13 protein-coding genes and 1 tRNA gene are annotated in these 14,561 nt (G+C 68.2%); 7 read left to right on the top strand and 7 right to left on the bottom strand.

The features are described from left to right. Nucleotides 1-14: 14 nt before the first annotated feature. Nucleotides 15-1,694 carry a methyl-accepting chemotaxis protein gene (locus EOHIBHHM_RS06880; RefSeq protein WP_497255887.1) on the bottom strand — a complete coding sequence of 560 codons (1,680 nt, stop codon included), beginning with the start codon at nt 1,692-1,694 and terminating at the stop codon, nt 15-17. Nucleotides 1,695-1,841: 147 nt separating this feature from the next. Between EOHIBHHM_RS06880 and EOHIBHHM_RS06875 the strand changes: the two genes are divergently transcribed. From EOHIBHHM_RS06875 to EOHIBHHM_RS06865, 3 genes are read left to right on the top strand one after another with little or no spacing between them, the layout of a single operon-like run. Then, nucleotides 1,842-3,578 carry an excinuclease ABC subunit C gene (locus tag EOHIBHHM_RS06875; protein ID WP_497255885.1) on the top strand — a complete coding sequence of 579 codons (1,737 nt, stop codon included), beginning with the start codon at nt 1,842-1,844 and terminating at the stop codon, nt 3,576-3,578. Between the two features lie 39 nt (nt 3,579-3,617). Next, nucleotides 3,618-3,896 (top strand): hypothetical protein, encoded by a 279-nt coding sequence (locus EOHIBHHM_RS06870; RefSeq protein ID WP_497255883.1) that lies wholly within the window; start codon nt 3,618-3,620, stop codon nt 3,894-3,896. A gap of 56 nt (nt 3,897-3,952) precedes the next feature. Then, nucleotides 3,953-4,180 (top strand): hypothetical protein, encoded by a 228-nt coding sequence (locus tag EOHIBHHM_RS06865; protein WP_497255881.1) that lies wholly within the window; start codon nt 3,953-3,955, stop codon nt 4,178-4,180. Here the strand turns inward: EOHIBHHM_RS06865 and EOHIBHHM_RS06860 are convergent. Then, nucleotides 4,164-5,132, bottom strand: coding sequence for a CPBP family intramembrane glutamic endopeptidase (locus tag EOHIBHHM_RS06860; RefSeq protein WP_497255879.1), 969 nt, complete (start codon nt 5,130-5,132; stop codon nt 4,164-4,166). The genes EOHIBHHM_RS06865 and EOHIBHHM_RS06860 overlap by 17 nt on opposite strands. A 49-nt stretch (nt 5,133-5,181) precedes the next feature. Beyond that, nucleotides 5,182-6,096 carry a malate dehydrogenase gene (gene mdh / locus EOHIBHHM_RS06855; protein WP_497255877.1) on the bottom strand — a complete coding sequence of 305 codons (915 nt, stop codon included), beginning with the start codon at nt 6,094-6,096 and terminating at the stop codon, nt 5,182-5,184. A 144-nt stretch (nt 6,097-6,240) separates the two neighbouring features. Here mdh and EOHIBHHM_RS06850 point away from each other — a divergent pair, with 144 nt between their 5' ends. Beyond that, nucleotides 6,241-6,936, top strand: coding sequence for an Sjogren's syndrome/scleroderma autoantigen 1 family protein (locus EOHIBHHM_RS06850; RefSeq protein ID WP_497255875.1), 696 nt, complete (start codon nt 6,241-6,243; stop codon nt 6,934-6,936). Between the two features lie 10 nt (nt 6,937-6,946). On the opposite strand, the gene EOHIBHHM_RS06845 is transcribed toward EOHIBHHM_RS06850, so the two are convergent. The 3 genes from EOHIBHHM_RS06845 to EOHIBHHM_RS06835 all read right to left on the bottom strand — a co-directional run bounded on the left by EOHIBHHM_RS06845 (nt 6,947) and on the right by EOHIBHHM_RS06835 (nt 10,077). Then, nucleotides 6,947-9,421, bottom strand: coding sequence for a DEAD/DEAH box helicase (locus tag EOHIBHHM_RS06845; RefSeq protein WP_497255873.1), 2,475 nt, complete (start codon nt 9,419-9,421; stop codon nt 6,947-6,949). 100 nt (nt 9,422-9,521) lie between these two features. Beyond that, complete coding sequence (locus EOHIBHHM_RS06840; protein ID WP_497255871.1) at nt 9,522-9,644, bottom strand: hypothetical protein; 123 nt, start codon at nt 9,642-9,644, stop codon at nt 9,522-9,524. Nucleotides 9,645-9,831: 187 nt separating this feature from the next. Next, nucleotides 9,832-10,077 (bottom strand): ferredoxin, encoded by a 246-nt coding sequence (locus EOHIBHHM_RS06835; protein WP_497255869.1) that lies wholly within the window; start codon nt 10,075-10,077, stop codon nt 9,832-9,834. A 117-nt stretch (nt 10,078-10,194) separates the two neighbouring features. Between EOHIBHHM_RS06835 and EOHIBHHM_RS06830 the strand changes: the two genes are divergently transcribed. Genes EOHIBHHM_RS06830 through cgi121 form a run of 3 tightly spaced genes read left to right on the top strand, consistent with a single transcriptional unit; the run spans nt 10,195 to nt 14,248 of the window. Then, nucleotides 10,195-11,241: a YihY/virulence factor BrkB family protein gene (locus EOHIBHHM_RS06830; protein WP_497255867.1), complete on the top strand. Its 1,047-nt coding sequence runs from the start codon at nt 10,195-10,197 to the stop codon at nt 11,239-11,241. A gap of 47 nt (nt 11,242-11,288) precedes the next feature. Then, entirely contained in the window at nt 11,289-13,751 is a 2,463-nt protein-coding gene (locus tag EOHIBHHM_RS06825) for an ATP-dependent DNA helicase (RefSeq protein ID WP_497255865.1), read from the top strand. Continuing rightward, nucleotides 13,748-14,248: a KEOPS complex subunit Cgi121 gene (gene cgi121, locus EOHIBHHM_RS06820; RefSeq protein ID WP_497255863.1), complete on the top strand. Its 501-nt coding sequence runs from the start codon at nt 13,748-13,750 to the stop codon at nt 14,246-14,248. The genes EOHIBHHM_RS06825 and cgi121 overlap by 4 nt, the downstream gene beginning before the upstream one ends. Before the next feature lie 167 nt (nt 14,249-14,415). On the opposite strand, the gene EOHIBHHM_RS06815 is transcribed toward cgi121, so the two are convergent. Beyond that, nucleotides 14,416-14,488 (bottom strand) — tRNA-Gln (locus tag EOHIBHHM_RS06815). Nucleotides 14,489-14,561: the final 73 nt, after the last annotated feature.

Below are 14,561 nucleotides of genomic sequence, written 5' to 3'. Positions count from 1 at the left end.
CGACCAACGGCCACTTAGCGCCGTTGGTGGGTCTCCCCGCGCAGTTCCTCGACCGTCGCCGTCAGTTCGTCGATGGCGTCGGTGCCGTCGTCGGTGGCGTCGACGATGTGCGCCGTCGCGTCTTCGGTCTCCTCGGCGCGTTCCTGGACGTTCTCGATCGTGGCAGTGAGTTCCTCGACCGTCGTCGCCTGGTCGTCGGTCGCCCGCGACACCTCGGCGATCCCGTCGGCGGCCTCGTCGATGGCGTCGGCGATCTCCTCGAACGCCTCCAGCACGTCGGAGATCTGTTCGCCCGCGTGGCCGATCCGCTCGTGGGACTCCTCGGCGGCGTCCACGGTCGAGTCGGTCTGCGCCTGGATCTCCTCGATGCTCGTCGTGATCTGTTCGGTGTGGCTCCGCGTCTCGTCGGCGAGCGTCTTGACCTCCTCGGCGACGACCGCGAAGCCGTCGCCGTCCTCGCCGGCGCGGGCGGCCTCGATGTTGGCGTTGAGCGCCAACAGGTTCGTCTGATCGGCCACGTCGGAGATGACCTCGACGACCGCCTCGATGTCGTCCATCCGCTCGCCGAGGTCGGTGACGCTCTCGACGAGGTCGTCACCGATGTCGACGACCTCCTCTGTGGCCGCGCGGGCGTCCTCGCTGGCGTCGAGCCCCTGTGCGGCGGCGTCGCGGGCCTGCGTCGCCGCGACGTCGACCTGGTCGGCGGTGGCGGCGACCTCCTCCATGCTGGCGCTGAACCGCTGCATCTCGCTCGCCCCCTCCGACAGCAGGTCGTTCTGCTCCTCGACGTTTCGGGCGATCTGGTTTGCGGCCGTCGCGGTCCGTTCGACGGTGTCCGCGAGCGCCTGCGTCTCGCCGTCGACGCGCGTCGCGACGTCCTCGAACCCCGCTGCCATCTCGTTGAGTTCGTCGACCACGAGGGAGAGTTTGTCGTCGACGACGCGACCGTCCGTGTCGAACGAGGCGCGCGCGTCGAGGTGGCCGTCGACCAGCGCGTGCAGCGTCTGTTGGACCTCGTCGACGAGGTCCTCGACGTCGCGGTGGCGACGGACCTCCGCGGTCCGGTCGCGGACGGTCTGGACGACGGCGACCAGCTCGCCCTCCTCGTAGATCGGCATCGACGTGTAGCGGAGGTGTCGCTCGTCGCCGTGGCGGTCGGTCAGACTCTCCTCCTCGGCGTACAGCGAGAGCGCCTCGTCGTCGAGCGTGACGCCGTCGGCCCGGTCGGCCGTCTCCGGCGCCGCCAGCACCGCCTCCGCGAGCGTCTGCCGGTCGCGGCCGTCGGGGTAGAACACCGTGCTCACCGCGCGACTGCCGAGCGCTCGGTCGGCCGAGACGCCCGCGAGCTGCTCGAGACTGTGGTTCCAGGCGACCACCTCGCCGTCGGCGTCGAGCATGAACACGGGCATCCCGACGCCGTCGAGGAGGACGTCGTCGTCGATGTTGAGGTCGTCCTCGTCGACGGCTGCGGCGGCCGCGGCGAACTCGAAGTCGCCTCCGGTCGCGTCGGGGCCGTCCGCCGTGGCGTCAGGACCGTCCGCCGCGGCGCCGGAGCCGTTCGATTCGGCGTCGGCAGGAGGCGACCCGTCCTCCGAGCGGGCGACGGCGACACCGCCGTCGGTCAGTGACGTCTCGTCTCCCGCCTCACGCAACCCCACCCAGGCGGACAGTTTTCGTACCGATTCGCGAAGCATGGCATCGACTCGACGCGTCCGTCCCCTTAATCTTCCCCAGCAAATTTCAGAGCTGATAATCGGACGGCGGTCGACGACGGTCGGTGTCGAGAGTGAACGAACGGGACGACGTCAGCCTCAAGCCCGTTCGGATGCAAGCGTCGGGAGATGGATGTCACCGAGGTCCGCGAGCGGGCGAACGGCCTCCCACGAGACTCCGGCGTCTACCAGTTTCACGAGGGCGAGACGGTGCTCTACGTGGGCAAAGCGGTCGACCTCCGGAGTCGGGTTCGCTCCTACGCCGACCCGCGGAGCGACCGCATCCGACGGATGGTCGCCCGGGCGGACCGCGTCGAGTTCGCCGTCACCGACACGGAGACGCAGGCACTCCTGCTGGAGGCGAACCTCATCAAACGCCACCAGCCGCGGTACAACGTCCGGCTGAAGGACGACAAGTCCTACCCGCTGGTCCAGCTCACGTCGCATCCGATCCCCCGAATCGAGGTCACCCGCGACCCCGACGAGGCCGCGACGGTGTTCGGCCCCTTCACCGACAAGGGTCGAGTGGAGGTCGTCGTCAAAGCCATCCGAGAGACCTACGGTCTCCGTGGCTGTTCGGACCACAAGTACGCCAACCGCGACCGCCCCTGTCTCGACTACGAGATGGGTCTCTGTAGCGCGCCCTGTACGGGCGAGATCGGCGAGGAGAGCTATCGTGAAGACGTCGAGAGCGCAGTCCGGTTCTTCGAGGGCGAGACGGGCGTGCTCACGGACCCGCTGCGGCGGGCGATGGAACAGGCGTCGCAGGAACAGGAGTTCGAGCGCGCCGCCAACCTCAGAGACCGCCTCGACGTCGTCGAGTCGTTCCACGGCGGCGGCGGGGAGGCGGTCTCCGCGCAGTCGAGCGAGCGCGCGGTCGACGTGCTCGGGGCCGCCGTCGAGGGCGAGCGAGCGACCGTCGCTCGCCTCCACAGCGAGCGCGGTCAGCTGGTCGACCGCTCGCGACACCGTCTCGACGCGCCCGAGGACAGCGAAGGGGGCGTCGCCGAGGTGCTCGCGGCGTTCGTCGTGCAGTACTACGCCGAGCGCGAACTGCCGGACGCACTCCTCCTCTCGGAGCGGCCGGACGACGAGGAGCTGCTCGCGTGGCTCGACGCCGAGGGCGTCGCGGTGAGAGTGCCGGGTGCGGGCCGCGAGGCGAAACTGGTCGAACTCGCGCTGAAGAACGCTCGTCGCGGCCCCGGACGAGGCGACGAACTCGGCGCGCTCTCCGACGCGCTCGGTCTCCCGCGCGTCGAGCGCATCGAGGGGTTCGACGTGAGCCACGCACAGGGGAAGTCTGTCGTCGGCAGCGACGTCTGTTTCGTGGAGGGGTCTGCAGAGAAGGCAGGGTATCGGCGGAAGAAACTCACCGAGCGCAACGACGACTACGCCAACATGCGCGAGTTGATCCGGTGGCGCGCCGAGCGGGCCGTCTCGGGGCGCGACGACCGACCCGACCCGGACCTGCTTCTGATCGACGGCGGCGACGGCCAACTCGGAGCGGCGCAGGACGCGCTGGACGAGGTGGGCTGGGACGTCCCCGTCGTCGCGCTGGCGAAAGACGAGGAACTCGTCATCACGGACACGCAGGTCCACAACTGGCCGAAGGACGCGCCGCACCTCCACGTCCTCCAGCGCGTCCGCGACGAGGCCCACCGCTTCGCCGTCCAGTACCACCAGACGCTGCGGGACGACGTGCAGACGGTGCTCGACGACGTCCCCGGCGTCGGCCCCGAGACGCGGAAGCGACTCCTCCGACGGTTCGGCAGCGTCGAGGGGATCCGGACGGCCTCCGTAGCCGACCTGCTCGACGTCGACGGCGTCGGCGAGAAGACCGCCGAGGCCGTTCGCTCGCGACTGTAGGGCCAACTTTCTTTTCGGTCACCGAGAGAGTAGGGGTCGATGGCCGACGCCGACGACGCCGGAACCGACGACTACGTGCGACTCTCCGAAGAAGAGCTCCGCGAGCTGATCCGGGAGGAGGCACGCGTCGTCGCCCGCGAGGAGACGAAGCGGACGCGGAGCCTCTTCGGGAGCATCGTCGCGGGCCTGTTCGGCTTCCTGATCCTGGGACAGTCGCTGGAGGCCGGCGGGACGCTGACGACGGTGCTCGTCGGCGTCGGTGCGCTTCTCATCGTCGCCGCCAGCGTGGGCGTGACGAGTCTGTTCGACGGCGGCTGAGCGACTCGACCCGACCGACGATGGGTTTTTGGGCGGCTGCCACGTCGTCGAGAGCGATGCCCTCCACCGACCTCTCTGCCGACGACGTGCGCGAGATCGCACGCGAGGAGTCACGGAACGCGATTCGAGCGGAGCTGAGAAGCCTCGGCTACGGCGTCGTCGGTCTCGTCGTCGGCCTCGTCGGCTTCCCACTGCTGCTGGCTGCGCTGTTCTCGGGAGATCTCGCGCTCGTGGTCGGCGTCGTCGTCGTGATCGTCGCCGTCGTCGCTACTCTGCTGTGGTAGCGTCGCCGACGACGTCTCCGGACGGCGGCGTCTCCGCGAACAGCTCGCTCCGCCAGAGGAGCCACGCGGCGGCGGCCGTCCAACCGAGTCCGCCGACGACGCCGAGCGGCGTCGGCCCGAGCAACGGGGTCGGCTGTCCGGCGACGAACAGCGCGCCGATGGCGGCGACGGCGTTGATCGCACCGTGGCCGACGGCGGCGGGCCAGACGCTCTCGCTCCGGAGCGTCACCCACGCGAGGAACACGCCCGTCGTGAGCGTGAACCAGCACATCGCGAGAAAGCCCGTCCACGGCGCACCCGGGTAGCCGAAGCCGTAGTTGTACCCCATCGCGATGACGGGCCAGTGCCACGCCCCCCAGATCAGACCGACGAGCAGCGTCGCCTGCCGCGTGCCGAGCGGCAGCAGTTTCGGCAGGAGGTAGCCGCGCCAGCCGAGTTCCTCGCCGAACGCGAAGAACGTGTTGATCAGGGGGCCGATGGTCAGCGCCGAGACGAGTTGGACGGCGACGAGCGTCCACGGGTCGACGTCGCCACCGCCCGCCTGTCGGACCGCCTCCGCGAACGCCGCGAGTTCCGGGTCGAACGACGCCGAGAAGACCGCGAAGTAGACGGCCGCACCGACGAGCGTGAGCAGGGTCGGCCCGAACCACGCGACGACGTAGACGCCGAGCGAGTCGCGGAGCCGCGGTCGGAGCCCGAGACCCGACCACCCCTCGCCCGTGAGGAGTCGGGCGACGAGCGTACCGACGGCGGGCGCGAACATGTACGTCGTCGGCAGGAGGACTGTCGCGAGCGTAAGGCCGACCCCGGGGAGGAGTTCGGGGCTGTCGGTGAGCCCGCCGGTTGCGTAGAGTACCGCGGCGGTCGCCCACGCGACGCCGTAGGCGACGAGGAGGAAGACTGCGACGCGCCGCGTCTCGACGGACTCGCTGTGGGGAACGGGGAGAGACATGCCACTACGCAGGACGGGAGTCGCGAAAAAACTCGGGGGCGGTCGGGCGTTACGAAATCTTGTCGTACTGGTCGCGCAGCTTGTCGGCCGCGTCGTCCATCAGTTCTCGTTCGTAGTCGTCGAGTTCCCACTCGATAACCTCCTCGATGCCGTTCGAGCCGAGTTTGACGGGGACGCCGAAGGCGGTGTCCTCGTAGCCGTACTCGCCGTCGAGGACGAGCGACCCGGGCAGCACCTCGCCCGTATCGCGCAGGATGGCCTCGACCATGTGGGCGACGCCGGTCGCCGGCCCCCACTGCGTGGCACCTTTGCGGCTGATGACGTCCATCGCCGACTCCTGGAGGTCGCCGAGGATCTCCTCGCGCTCGTCGGCGTCGAACTCGGGGTCGCGGCCGTCGACGCGGACCTTCGAGAACACGGGCACCTGCGCGTCGCCGTGTTCGCCGAGGATCGTCGCCTCGACGTTCTTGACGGGGACGTCGAAGCGCTCCGAGAGGACGTAGCGGAAGCGCGCGGAGTCGAGTCGGCCGCCGAAGCCGACGACCTTGTGACGGTCGCGGTCGCCCGCCTCGTAGAGGTGGCGGTTGAGCAGGTCGACCGGGTTCGACGTCGTCACCGAGACGAAGTCGTCGTTGTACTCGGCGAGCGACGATCCGATGTCCGCCATGATGGGCGCGTTGTCGCCCGCGAGGTCGATACGCGTCTGCCCCTCCTTGCGCGGGATACCGGCCGTGATGACGACGACGTCCGACCCTTCGGTTGCCGAGTAGTCACCCTGTCGAACCGTCGTGTTCGAGTCGTAGGCGATGCCGTGGTTCGTGTCGGCGGCCTGTCCGACCGTCTTGTCCTCCATGTCCGGGATGTCCACGAAGACGAGTTCGTCGACGACGTCACGGAGCGCGAGATTGTATCCTGCGGCGGCGCCGACCGTCCCTGCGGCACCGACCACGCTAACTTTCGTCATACCACATGAACTTCCCCGCGGATTCCGATTAAACGCTTCGGAACGGGCGGATTCTCGGGGTTCTCCGCCGTCGGCGGGGTACGACGGCTGTCGACACGCCGTCGTCCCGTTGTCTTTTTCGACGCGAGGGACGACAGAGGAGGTATGAGCGAGTTCGACAAGGAGGCCGAACGGGAGAAGCTCCGCGAGAAGTTCGCGAAAGACGAGGAGAAACGCAAGAGCACGAAGCGGATGAGCGAACTGCTGTTGAAGGGGGCGACGATGACGAACCGTCACTGCAACAGCTGCGGCGACCCCATCTTCCGGTTCGACGAGCAGAACTTCTGTCCATCCTGTCAGGACGCCGAGGTCGCCGGCGGACAGATCCGACTCCGGAACCCCGAGGGCCGGGGGGGAGCGGACGAACGACCGGCGGGCGAGGGGGCCGAGGGGGTCGAAGCGACTGCGGCGACCGAAGGGACCGACGCCGTCGGCACCGCCGGATCGGCGACCGAAACGTCCACGCAGACGACACCGACGCAGACTGCCGACCCGACACCGGGGGCCGACGACGGCGACGAGAGCGAGCCCGCCGTCGAACCGACGCGACCGCCGGTGTCGACGGCCGAGACGCAGCCGGGCGAGCGGTCCACGGAGACGGAGACGCCCACAGAGGCGACGACGCCGAGCGCGCCGACCACGTCCGACGGCGCGGACCTCGACGCCGCCCGAGCGTCGCTCCGCCGGACGGTCACGCGCTACGCCGAGGAGGCCGAGCGGACCGACGACCCCCGCCACGCCCGCGAACTGCTCGCCGCCGCCCACGAGGCCGCCGAGACGCTCGCCGCGCTCCGGCGGTAGTCCCGAGCCGTCAGTAGTCGCTCCCGACGATCTCGCGGATGCGCTCGGCGGTGACCGCGCCGACGCCCGACACCTCTAGCAGGTCGTCTTCCGGCGCGATCATCACGGCCTCGACGCTCCCGAAGTGCTCCAGCAGCGACTGGGCCGTCACCGGGCCGATGTCGGCGATCGACTCGACGACGTACTCCTGCTGTTCGGCGAGCGTCTTCGCGCTCTTCTCGCCGTGGGCGCTGACGGTGCGCTCGCGTTTGGTCTGTTCGCGGGAGGCGACCACCTCCAGGAGGTCGGCGGTGTCGCTCTCGTCTTCGGTCCGGAGGACGCTCGCCCCGTAGTCGACGGCGAGCGACGCCAGCGCGCCGCGGATGGCGTTCGGGTGGACGTTGCGCTCGCCGTAGAGGTTCTCGCCCTCGACGACGACGACCGGGCGGGCGTAGTGTCGCGACATGTCGCGCACCTGCTCGAACATCGAGCGGTCGCCGCCGGTCAGCGTGTCGAGGAAGTCCGCGACCGACTTGCGTTCGACGGCGACGCGGTCCGAGAGGATGTAGTCGCCGACGGCCAGCGTCTCCAGTCGGGTGTGGACGCCCTCGCGCTGTGAGAGCGTCCGGGCGATGTTCGAGTCGAGTTCCCGCTGGTCGACGACGATCTCGACGACCTCCTCCTCGGGGTCGCTCTCGGCCGTGGCGACGACGGTGTCGTCTTCCTCTGTGTCGGACTCGTTCTCACCGGTCGCGTCGCCCGCGTCGTCCGCGTCGGTCGCGCCACTCGCACTCCGGTCGGTCGCGCCGACCTCGGCTCGCGCTTCGTCGGACGCGTCGGTCTCCTCCGCCTCGTCGAAGTCCGCCAGTCCGGGTTGGAGCCGCTTCTCTCTGCTCTCGCCGCCGTCATCGCCGTTGCCGAACTCGCCGAGGGACCTCTGACTGTCGTCGAGTTGTTGTTCCAACTCGTCGGCCGCGGTCTTCAGCTTCTGGAGTTCGTTCTCCATCTTCGACTCCCGACGGCGGGAGATCCAGAAGTACACCTCGTCGCGGGTGTCCTCGGCCATCAACACGATCACTCGTCCCTCGGTCTGGCGGCCGGTCCGGCCCTTCCGCTGGATGGACCGGATCGCCGTCGGCACGGGTTCGTAGAACAGCACGAGGTCGACCTCGGGGACGTCGAGTCCCTCCTCGGCGACGGAGGTGGAGACGAGCACCTCGAACTCGCCGTTTCGGAAGGCGTCGAGCGTCTCCTGCTGTTCTTTCTGGCTCATCCCGTCGGAGCCGTCTTTGTTCCCCTGCCCGACGAACCGCCGTGTGGAGAACGACTGCGAGAGGAAGTCGGTGAGCGCCTCGGCGGTGTCTCGGGATTCGGTGAAGACGATGACGCGCTCGCCGTCGTTGATTCCTAACGTCTCGGCGAGCAGGATGCGCGTCTTCGAGAACTTCGGGTGCAGTTCGTCGAACGACTCGGCTTTCCGCATCGCCTCGCGGACTTTGGGTTCGGAGACGAGTCGCTGGCTGGCTTTCGACGCACCCGACGACCGGGCGGCGTTGCGCTGACGCTCGAAGTACCGGCGCACCGACTCGACGCTCTGCGTCTCGACCAGTTCCACCGCACGCCGCAGTTTCATCACCTCGGCGTGGACGGACATTCCCTTGTACCCCTCCGACTGGTCGTTGTCCATCATCTTCCGGAGCTTCCCGCGCATCGCGTTCAGTTTCTTCTGCGAGAGGTCCGGTTGGGTGGTGCCGCTGACGCCCAGCTGCTTGAGCTGTTCCAGTCGGTCGACGATGACCTCGTTGAGCGCGTCGCGGATCTCCAAGATCTCCTCGGGGAGTTGGATCTGCTCCCAGGTGACGTCGGTGTCGTAGGTGTGCTCGCCGACGTCGGCGTCGTCTTCGGTCATCACCGCCACCTCCCTGAGTCCGAGGTTCTCACAGACCTCGAGGATCGACTCCTCGTCGCCGCCGGGCGAGGCGCTCATCCCGGTGACGAGCGGGTCGGCGGCGTCGGCGTGGTAGCGTTCGGCGATGTAGACGTAGGCGTAGTCGCCGGTGCCGCGGTGACACTCGTCGAACGTGAGGTGGGTGACGTCGCGGAGGCTGACGCGGTTGCCGACGAGGTCGTTCTCGACGACCTGCGGGGTGGCGATGACGACCTGTGCGCTCTCCCAGAGCTCCGCGCGGTCGTCGGGTCGGACTTCGCCGGTGAAGACGACGACGTCGTCGTCGGGGATCTCGAGCGCCTCGCGGTAGAACTCGGCGTGCTGCTGGACCAGCGGTTTCGTCGGCGCGAGAAAGAGCGACTTGCCGCCGACCTCCTGGAGGCGTTCGGCGGTCAAGAGAAGGCTGACCGTCGTCTTGCCGAGACCGGTCGGCAGACAGACGAGCGTGTGGTCGTCGCGGGCGGTCCCCGCCAGTCGCAGTTGGTACAGTCGTCGCTCGATGAACGCCGGGGCGAGGAGAGGGTGCTCGACGTACGCGACGTCGTCCGTGGCGGCCATTGGGCGTGGTTCGTCGTCGTCGTGGATAAGCGTTGGCGAAGCGCAGTGAAAGTGAAGCGAACCGAAAGGGCCGGAGCGTCGTCTGCCGACGACGGGGGGGTCAGTTGGCTCGGTCCAGCGGTCGGTCGTTCGGGATCGCGTCGGGGTCGGCGTCGCCGTCCGGAACCTCCGCGTCGACGAGGTCCGCCCACTCTGCGATCCGATCGCGTGTCTGTTGACTCATGCTCTCGCCCTCGGAAGGTGTATCTCAATCGAGATATATAACGGTTGTGTCGGTAGAGAGACAGACGGTCGGTACAGCGCTGCTTCGTTCGACAGGCGGCCGACGCGTGGCCGACGCGAGGTGACGGTCGCCGAGTGGTCGGCGACCGGCGATCGGCGACGAACGACGCCGGACAGCGGATGGCGCGTCAGGGGACGAGCTGTTCGCCGTCGTCGTCGTAGACGGTGATGGCGTCGACGGGACAGACGCGAGCGGCGAACTTCGCGTCGAACTCGGCGTCTTCGGGTACCTCGCGGACGAACAGCTGCTCGTCGACCTCCTCGGCACCTTCGAGGTCGGCCTTGCCGTCGTCGAGGTTCTTCACGAAGGCGTCCCACTCGTCGACGCACTGGAACATCCCGATACAGGTCTCGCGGTCGTACTCGATCTTCATACCGCGAGCGTTGGACCGTCGGTTACAAAGCAGTGACGACCCGCGGGGTCGCGCGAGCCGGAGTCGGCAGACGGGGCGGCCACCGCGTTGATTTGCGGCCGACGAGAAGCCGACGGTATGCCAGACGGAGCCGGGGTCGTCGCGACCGTGAAGGCCGTGGGGTCGGAGTTCGCGGAGAAGAACGTCACGTTCATGGCCGGAAGCATCGCGTACAACGCGTTCGTTTCGCTCGCGCCGCTCCTGGTCGTGCTTCTCCTCGCGGTCCGGTTCTTCGAGAGCGGACTCGAGAGTCAGGTCATCAGCCTCGCAGACCAGTATCTGACGCCCGGTGTCAGCGGCGTCGTCGAGCGGTTCGTCGAGAGCGACGCGGGCGGGACGGGGGCGTCTGTCGTCGGAATCGTGGTGGCGCTGTGGGGGTCGCTCAAGATCTTCCGGAACCTCGACACCGCCTTCTCCGAGATCTTCGAGTCCGAGACCAGAAACGGGTTCGTCGACCAGCTGCGTGACGGTCTCGTCGTCCTCTTCGCACTGCTCGTGGGCGTCGTCGGAATGGTACTCGCGACCGCCGCCTTCGCCTATCTGGAGTGGGTCCCGTTCGTCGGGTTACTCAGCCCCGTGTTGCTCCTCGTCGGCCTCTGTGTCGCCTTCTTCCCGCTGTTCTACGTCTTCCCCGACGTCGACCTCGAACCGCGCGAGGTCGTCCCGGGCGTCGTCGTCGCGGCGGTCGGGTGGGCGCTCCTGCAGGCGGCGTTCCAGGTGTACGCCATCGCCAAGGGGTCGTCGGACGCCGCCCTGCTCGGGACGCTCATCCTCGTCGTCACGTGGCTCTACTTTAGTGGTATCGTTCTCCTGCTCGGCGCGGTCGTCAACGCCGTGTTGACGGGGAACGCGGGCGACCTCGTCGAGCGTCGGCTGCGTGCGTCGGCGACGACCGAGACCGAGCGCGACCTGTCGACCGACGAGGCCGCACCGTACCTCTCGGAGCTCCGAACGGAGCTCACCGGACGATACGAGGGGATGCGCGCCGACGGGGATCGAAGTCGGCGTCGCCCCCACCCGACCGGCGAGATCCGAGTCGAAGAGCGGTCGCTCGCGGGCGAGGACGACCCGCAGTGGGAGGTGACGCTCCGGTACCCGTACGAGGGGGGCGAGACGGACGGGTGAGCGCCCGTCCGACAGTTTAAACCGAAGCACGGTCCTACCTCGCTCCAATGAAGACAGCGGACCTGCACGGCCTCCCGCCGGGGGTCCCCGAGCACCTCCAGTCGGAGGGGATCGAGGAACTCTACCCCCCACAGAGCGAGGCCGTCGACGCCGGTATCTTAGACGGCGAGAGCGTCGTCGCCAGCGTCCCCACCGCGTCGGGCAAGACGCTCGTCGCCGAACTCGCGATGCTCTCGGCGGTCCAGCGCGGCGGGAAGGCGCTCTACATCGTCCCGCTCCGCGCGCTCGCCAGCGAGAAGAAAGCCGAGTTCGAGCGCTGGGAGGAGTACGGCGTCACCGTCGGCGTCTCCACCGGCAACTACGAGTCGTCCGGCGAGTGGCTGGCCTCTCGCGACGTCATCGTCGCCACCTCGGAGAAGGTCGACTCGCTCGTCCGCAACGGCGCGCCGTGGGTCGAAGAGCTCTCCTGTGTCGTCGCCGACGAGGTCCACCTCGTCGACGACCGCCACCGCGGCCCGACGCTGGAGGTGACGCTCGCGAAGTTGCGGAAGATCAACTCCGGCCTCCAGACGGTCGCGCTCTCTGCGACCGTCGGCAACGCCGACGTGGTGGCCGACTGGCTCGACGCCGAACTCGTCCAGTCCGAGTGGCGACCGATCGACCTGAAGATGGGCGTCCACTACGGCAATGCCATCAACTTCGACGACGGCAGTCAACGCGAGGTCGAGGTGGAAAGAGGGCAGAAGAAGACGGCCGCACTCGTCGACGACACGCTCGACGAGAAGGTCGACGGACAGGGCGGGTCGTCGCTCGTGTTCGTCAACTCCCGGCGCAACGCCGAGTCCGAAGCGAGACGACTCGCCGACGTGACGAAGGGGCACCTCACAGGCGACGAACGGGACGAACTCCGTGACCTCGCCGAGGAACTCCGGGACGTCTCCGACACCGACACGAGCGACGACCTCGCCGACGCCGTCGCGAAGGGCGCAGCGTTCCACCACGCCGGTCTCGCCAGCGAACACCGCGCACTCGTCGAGGAGGCGTTCCGCGATCGACTCATCAAGGTCGTCTGCGCGACGCCGACGCTCGCCGCCGGCGTCAACACCCCGAGTCGACGCGTCATCGTCCGCGACTGGCGACGCTACGACGGCGAGTTCGGCGGGATGAAACCGCTCGACGTGCTCGAGATCCACCAGATGTGTGGCCGTGCCGGGCGACCCGGACTCGACCCCTACGGCGAGGCCGTGTTGCTCGCGAAGGACTCCGAGACGATGGACGAACTCTTTGAGAGATATATCTGGGCCGACGCCGAGGACGTCCAGTCGAAACTCGCCGCCGAACCCGCCCTCCGGACCCACCTGCTCGCCACCGTCGCCTCGGGGTTCGCGAACAGTCGACGGGGACTGCTCGACTTCCTCGACCAGACGCTCTACGCGACGCAGACGTCAGAGTCGGGACGACTGGAGACGGTGACAGATACAGTTCTCGCGTATCTGGAGGCGAACGGCTTTATAGAACGAGACGACGGCACCATCCGCGCGACGGGCATCGGCCACACGGTCTCGCGGCTCTACCTCGACCCGATGAGCGCCGCCGAGATCATCGACGGTCTGCGCTACGCCGCGGACAACCGCGTCGAGAAGTTGCGAGCCATCGAGGGCGACGGGTCGGCGACGGCGTCGCAGTCGTCGGCGAGTGAGGATCAGCAACCCGACGAGACGACGGGGTTCACCCCTGCGAGCGACCTGCAGACCGGAACCGGAAGCGACGCCGACGGTGGGGACGACGGCGACGCGGGCGACGAGGCGAGCGGTCCCGACGAGTTCGACACCACCTACCCGACGCCGCTCGGCCTCTATCACCTCGTCTCGCGAACGCCGGACATGTACGAACTCTACCTCAAGTCCGGCGACCGCGAGACCTACACCGAACTCTGCTACGAGCGGGAGGCGGAGTTCCTCGGACGGACGCCCTCCGAGTACGAGGACGTCGCCTTCGAGGACTGGCTGGCCGCGCTGAAGACGGCGAAGCTGCTCGAAGACTGGGCCAGCGAAACCGACGAGGACCGCATCACCGACCGCTACGGCGTCGGTCCCGGCGACATCCGCGGGAAGGTCGACACCGCCCAGTGGCTGCTCGGGGCCGCCGTCGAGCTCGCGGGCGACCTCGAACTCGGCAACAACGTCGCCGTCCGCGAGGCGGAGAGGCGCGTCGAGTACGGCGTCCGCGAGGAGCTGCTCGACCTCGCCGGCGTCCGCGGCGTCGGCCGCAAACGCGCCCGACGGCTGTACGAGGCGGGCATCGAGTCGCGTGCCGATCTGCGGGAGGCGGACAAAGCCGTCGTGCTCGCTGCGCTCCGCGGTCGGCGGAAGACCGCCGAGAACGTCCTCGAGAACGTCGGTCGGCGCGATCCGTCGATGGACGACGTCGAGGCGGACAGTTCGACCCGCGTCGCCGTGGGTGCGAGCGAAGACGAGGACGGACAGGCCACGTTCGGTGATTTCCAGTGAAGTTCGTCGAAGGCGTCGCCGAGGTCGACGACGTCGGCGCGTTCGTCGAGCAAGTCGGCGCGATCGCCGACGAGTTCGTGGTGACGGTACAGGTGTTCGACGCCCGCTACGTCGTCTCCCGTCGGCATCTGGAGCGGGCCGTCGAGTTGGCCGACCGCGCTATCGCTCGCGGCGAGAACGTCGCCCGCGACCGTGCGGTGGAGATCCTCTGTTACGCCGCCGGCCGCCGACAGATCGACCAGGCGCTGACGCTCGGCGTCGACGAGGGACGGACGCCGGTGGTCGCACTCGTCGACGCCGCCGGTGAGGACGCCGACGAAGCGGCGGCCGCGTCGGCGCTGACCGACTGCCTCGAGTCCGCCGAGACGCTGGGTGACTACGACGAGACGCTGGTTCGAGAGTACTTCGAGATCACGGAGGCGGAACTCGCGGCGACGGCCGACGGAGTTGAGGAACTCGTCCTCGAGCGAGTCGCGCTCCTCGACGTAGAAAAGTAAGTTTCGGTTCCGACCAACCCCTTCGTTTCGACTGGAGACCGCATGACGTCGTCGTGGGGTGAGCCTGTTTCGTCGCGAGAGGAGAGTGAGAGTGTCTATATAAACGAGGACCGAGCGAGACGGCAGGCCGAGTGAGACGATTCACTCGACGGGTGAGAGTGTGAGAATAGTTCCACCAGGATTCGAACCTGGGTCGTTGCCCCCAGAAGGCAACAGGATTGGCCACTACCCCATGGAACTTCGTTCGCACCTACTCGTACTGCCGGAGACTTCTTAAGTATTGCGTGATAGCCGGACTGTGCGTTCCGCTGGC

It is taken from the genome of Halogranum roseipondis (assembly GCF_059695585.1).
The sequence above is the reverse complement of the archived record's forward strand: the minus strand, read 5'-3'. Positions and strand labels throughout refer to the sequence as shown.

Bases quoted from the DNA above. Each gene is read 5' to 3' on its own strand.
- EOHIBHHM_RS06845 (WP_497255873.1), bottom strand. From the start codon at position 9,421: ATGGCCGCCACGGACGACGTCGCGTACGTCGAGCACCCTCTCCTCGCC.
- EOHIBHHM_RS06840 (WP_497255871.1), bottom strand. From the start codon at position 9,644: ATGAGTCAACAGACACGCGATCGGATCGCAGAGTGGGCGGACCTCGTC.
- mdh (WP_497255877.1), bottom strand. From the start codon at position 6,096: ATGACGAAAGTTAGCGTGGTCGGTGCCGCAGGGACGGTCGGCGCCGCC.
- EOHIBHHM_RS06825 (WP_497255865.1), top strand. From the start codon at position 11,289: ATGAAGACAGCGGACCTGCACGGCCTCCCGCCGGGGGTCCCCGAGCAC.
- EOHIBHHM_RS06870 (WP_497255883.1), top strand. From the start codon at position 3,618: ATGGCCGACGCCGACGACGCCGGAACCGACGACTACGTGCGACTCTCC.
- EOHIBHHM_RS06860 (WP_497255879.1), bottom strand. From the start codon at position 5,132: ATGTCTCTCCCCGTTCCCCACAGCGAGTCCGTCGAGACGCGGCGCGTC.
- EOHIBHHM_RS06835 (WP_497255869.1), bottom strand. From the start codon at position 10,077: ATGAAGATCGAGTACGACCGCGAGACCTGTATCGGGATGTTCCAGTGC.
- EOHIBHHM_RS06865 (WP_497255881.1), top strand. From the start codon at position 3,953: ATGCCCTCCACCGACCTCTCTGCCGACGACGTGCGCGAGATCGCACGC.
- EOHIBHHM_RS06830 (WP_497255867.1), top strand. From the start codon at position 10,195: ATGCCAGACGGAGCCGGGGTCGTCGCGACCGTGAAGGCCGTGGGGTCG.
- EOHIBHHM_RS06850 (WP_497255875.1), top strand. From the start codon at position 6,241: ATGAGCGAGTTCGACAAGGAGGCCGAACGGGAGAAGCTCCGCGAGAAG.
- EOHIBHHM_RS06875 (WP_497255885.1), top strand. From the start codon at position 1,842: ATGGATGTCACCGAGGTCCGCGAGCGGGCGAACGGCCTCCCACGAGAC.
- EOHIBHHM_RS06880 (WP_497255887.1), bottom strand. From the start codon at position 1,694: ATGCTTCGCGAATCGGTACGAAAACTGTCCGCCTGGGTGGGGTTGCGT.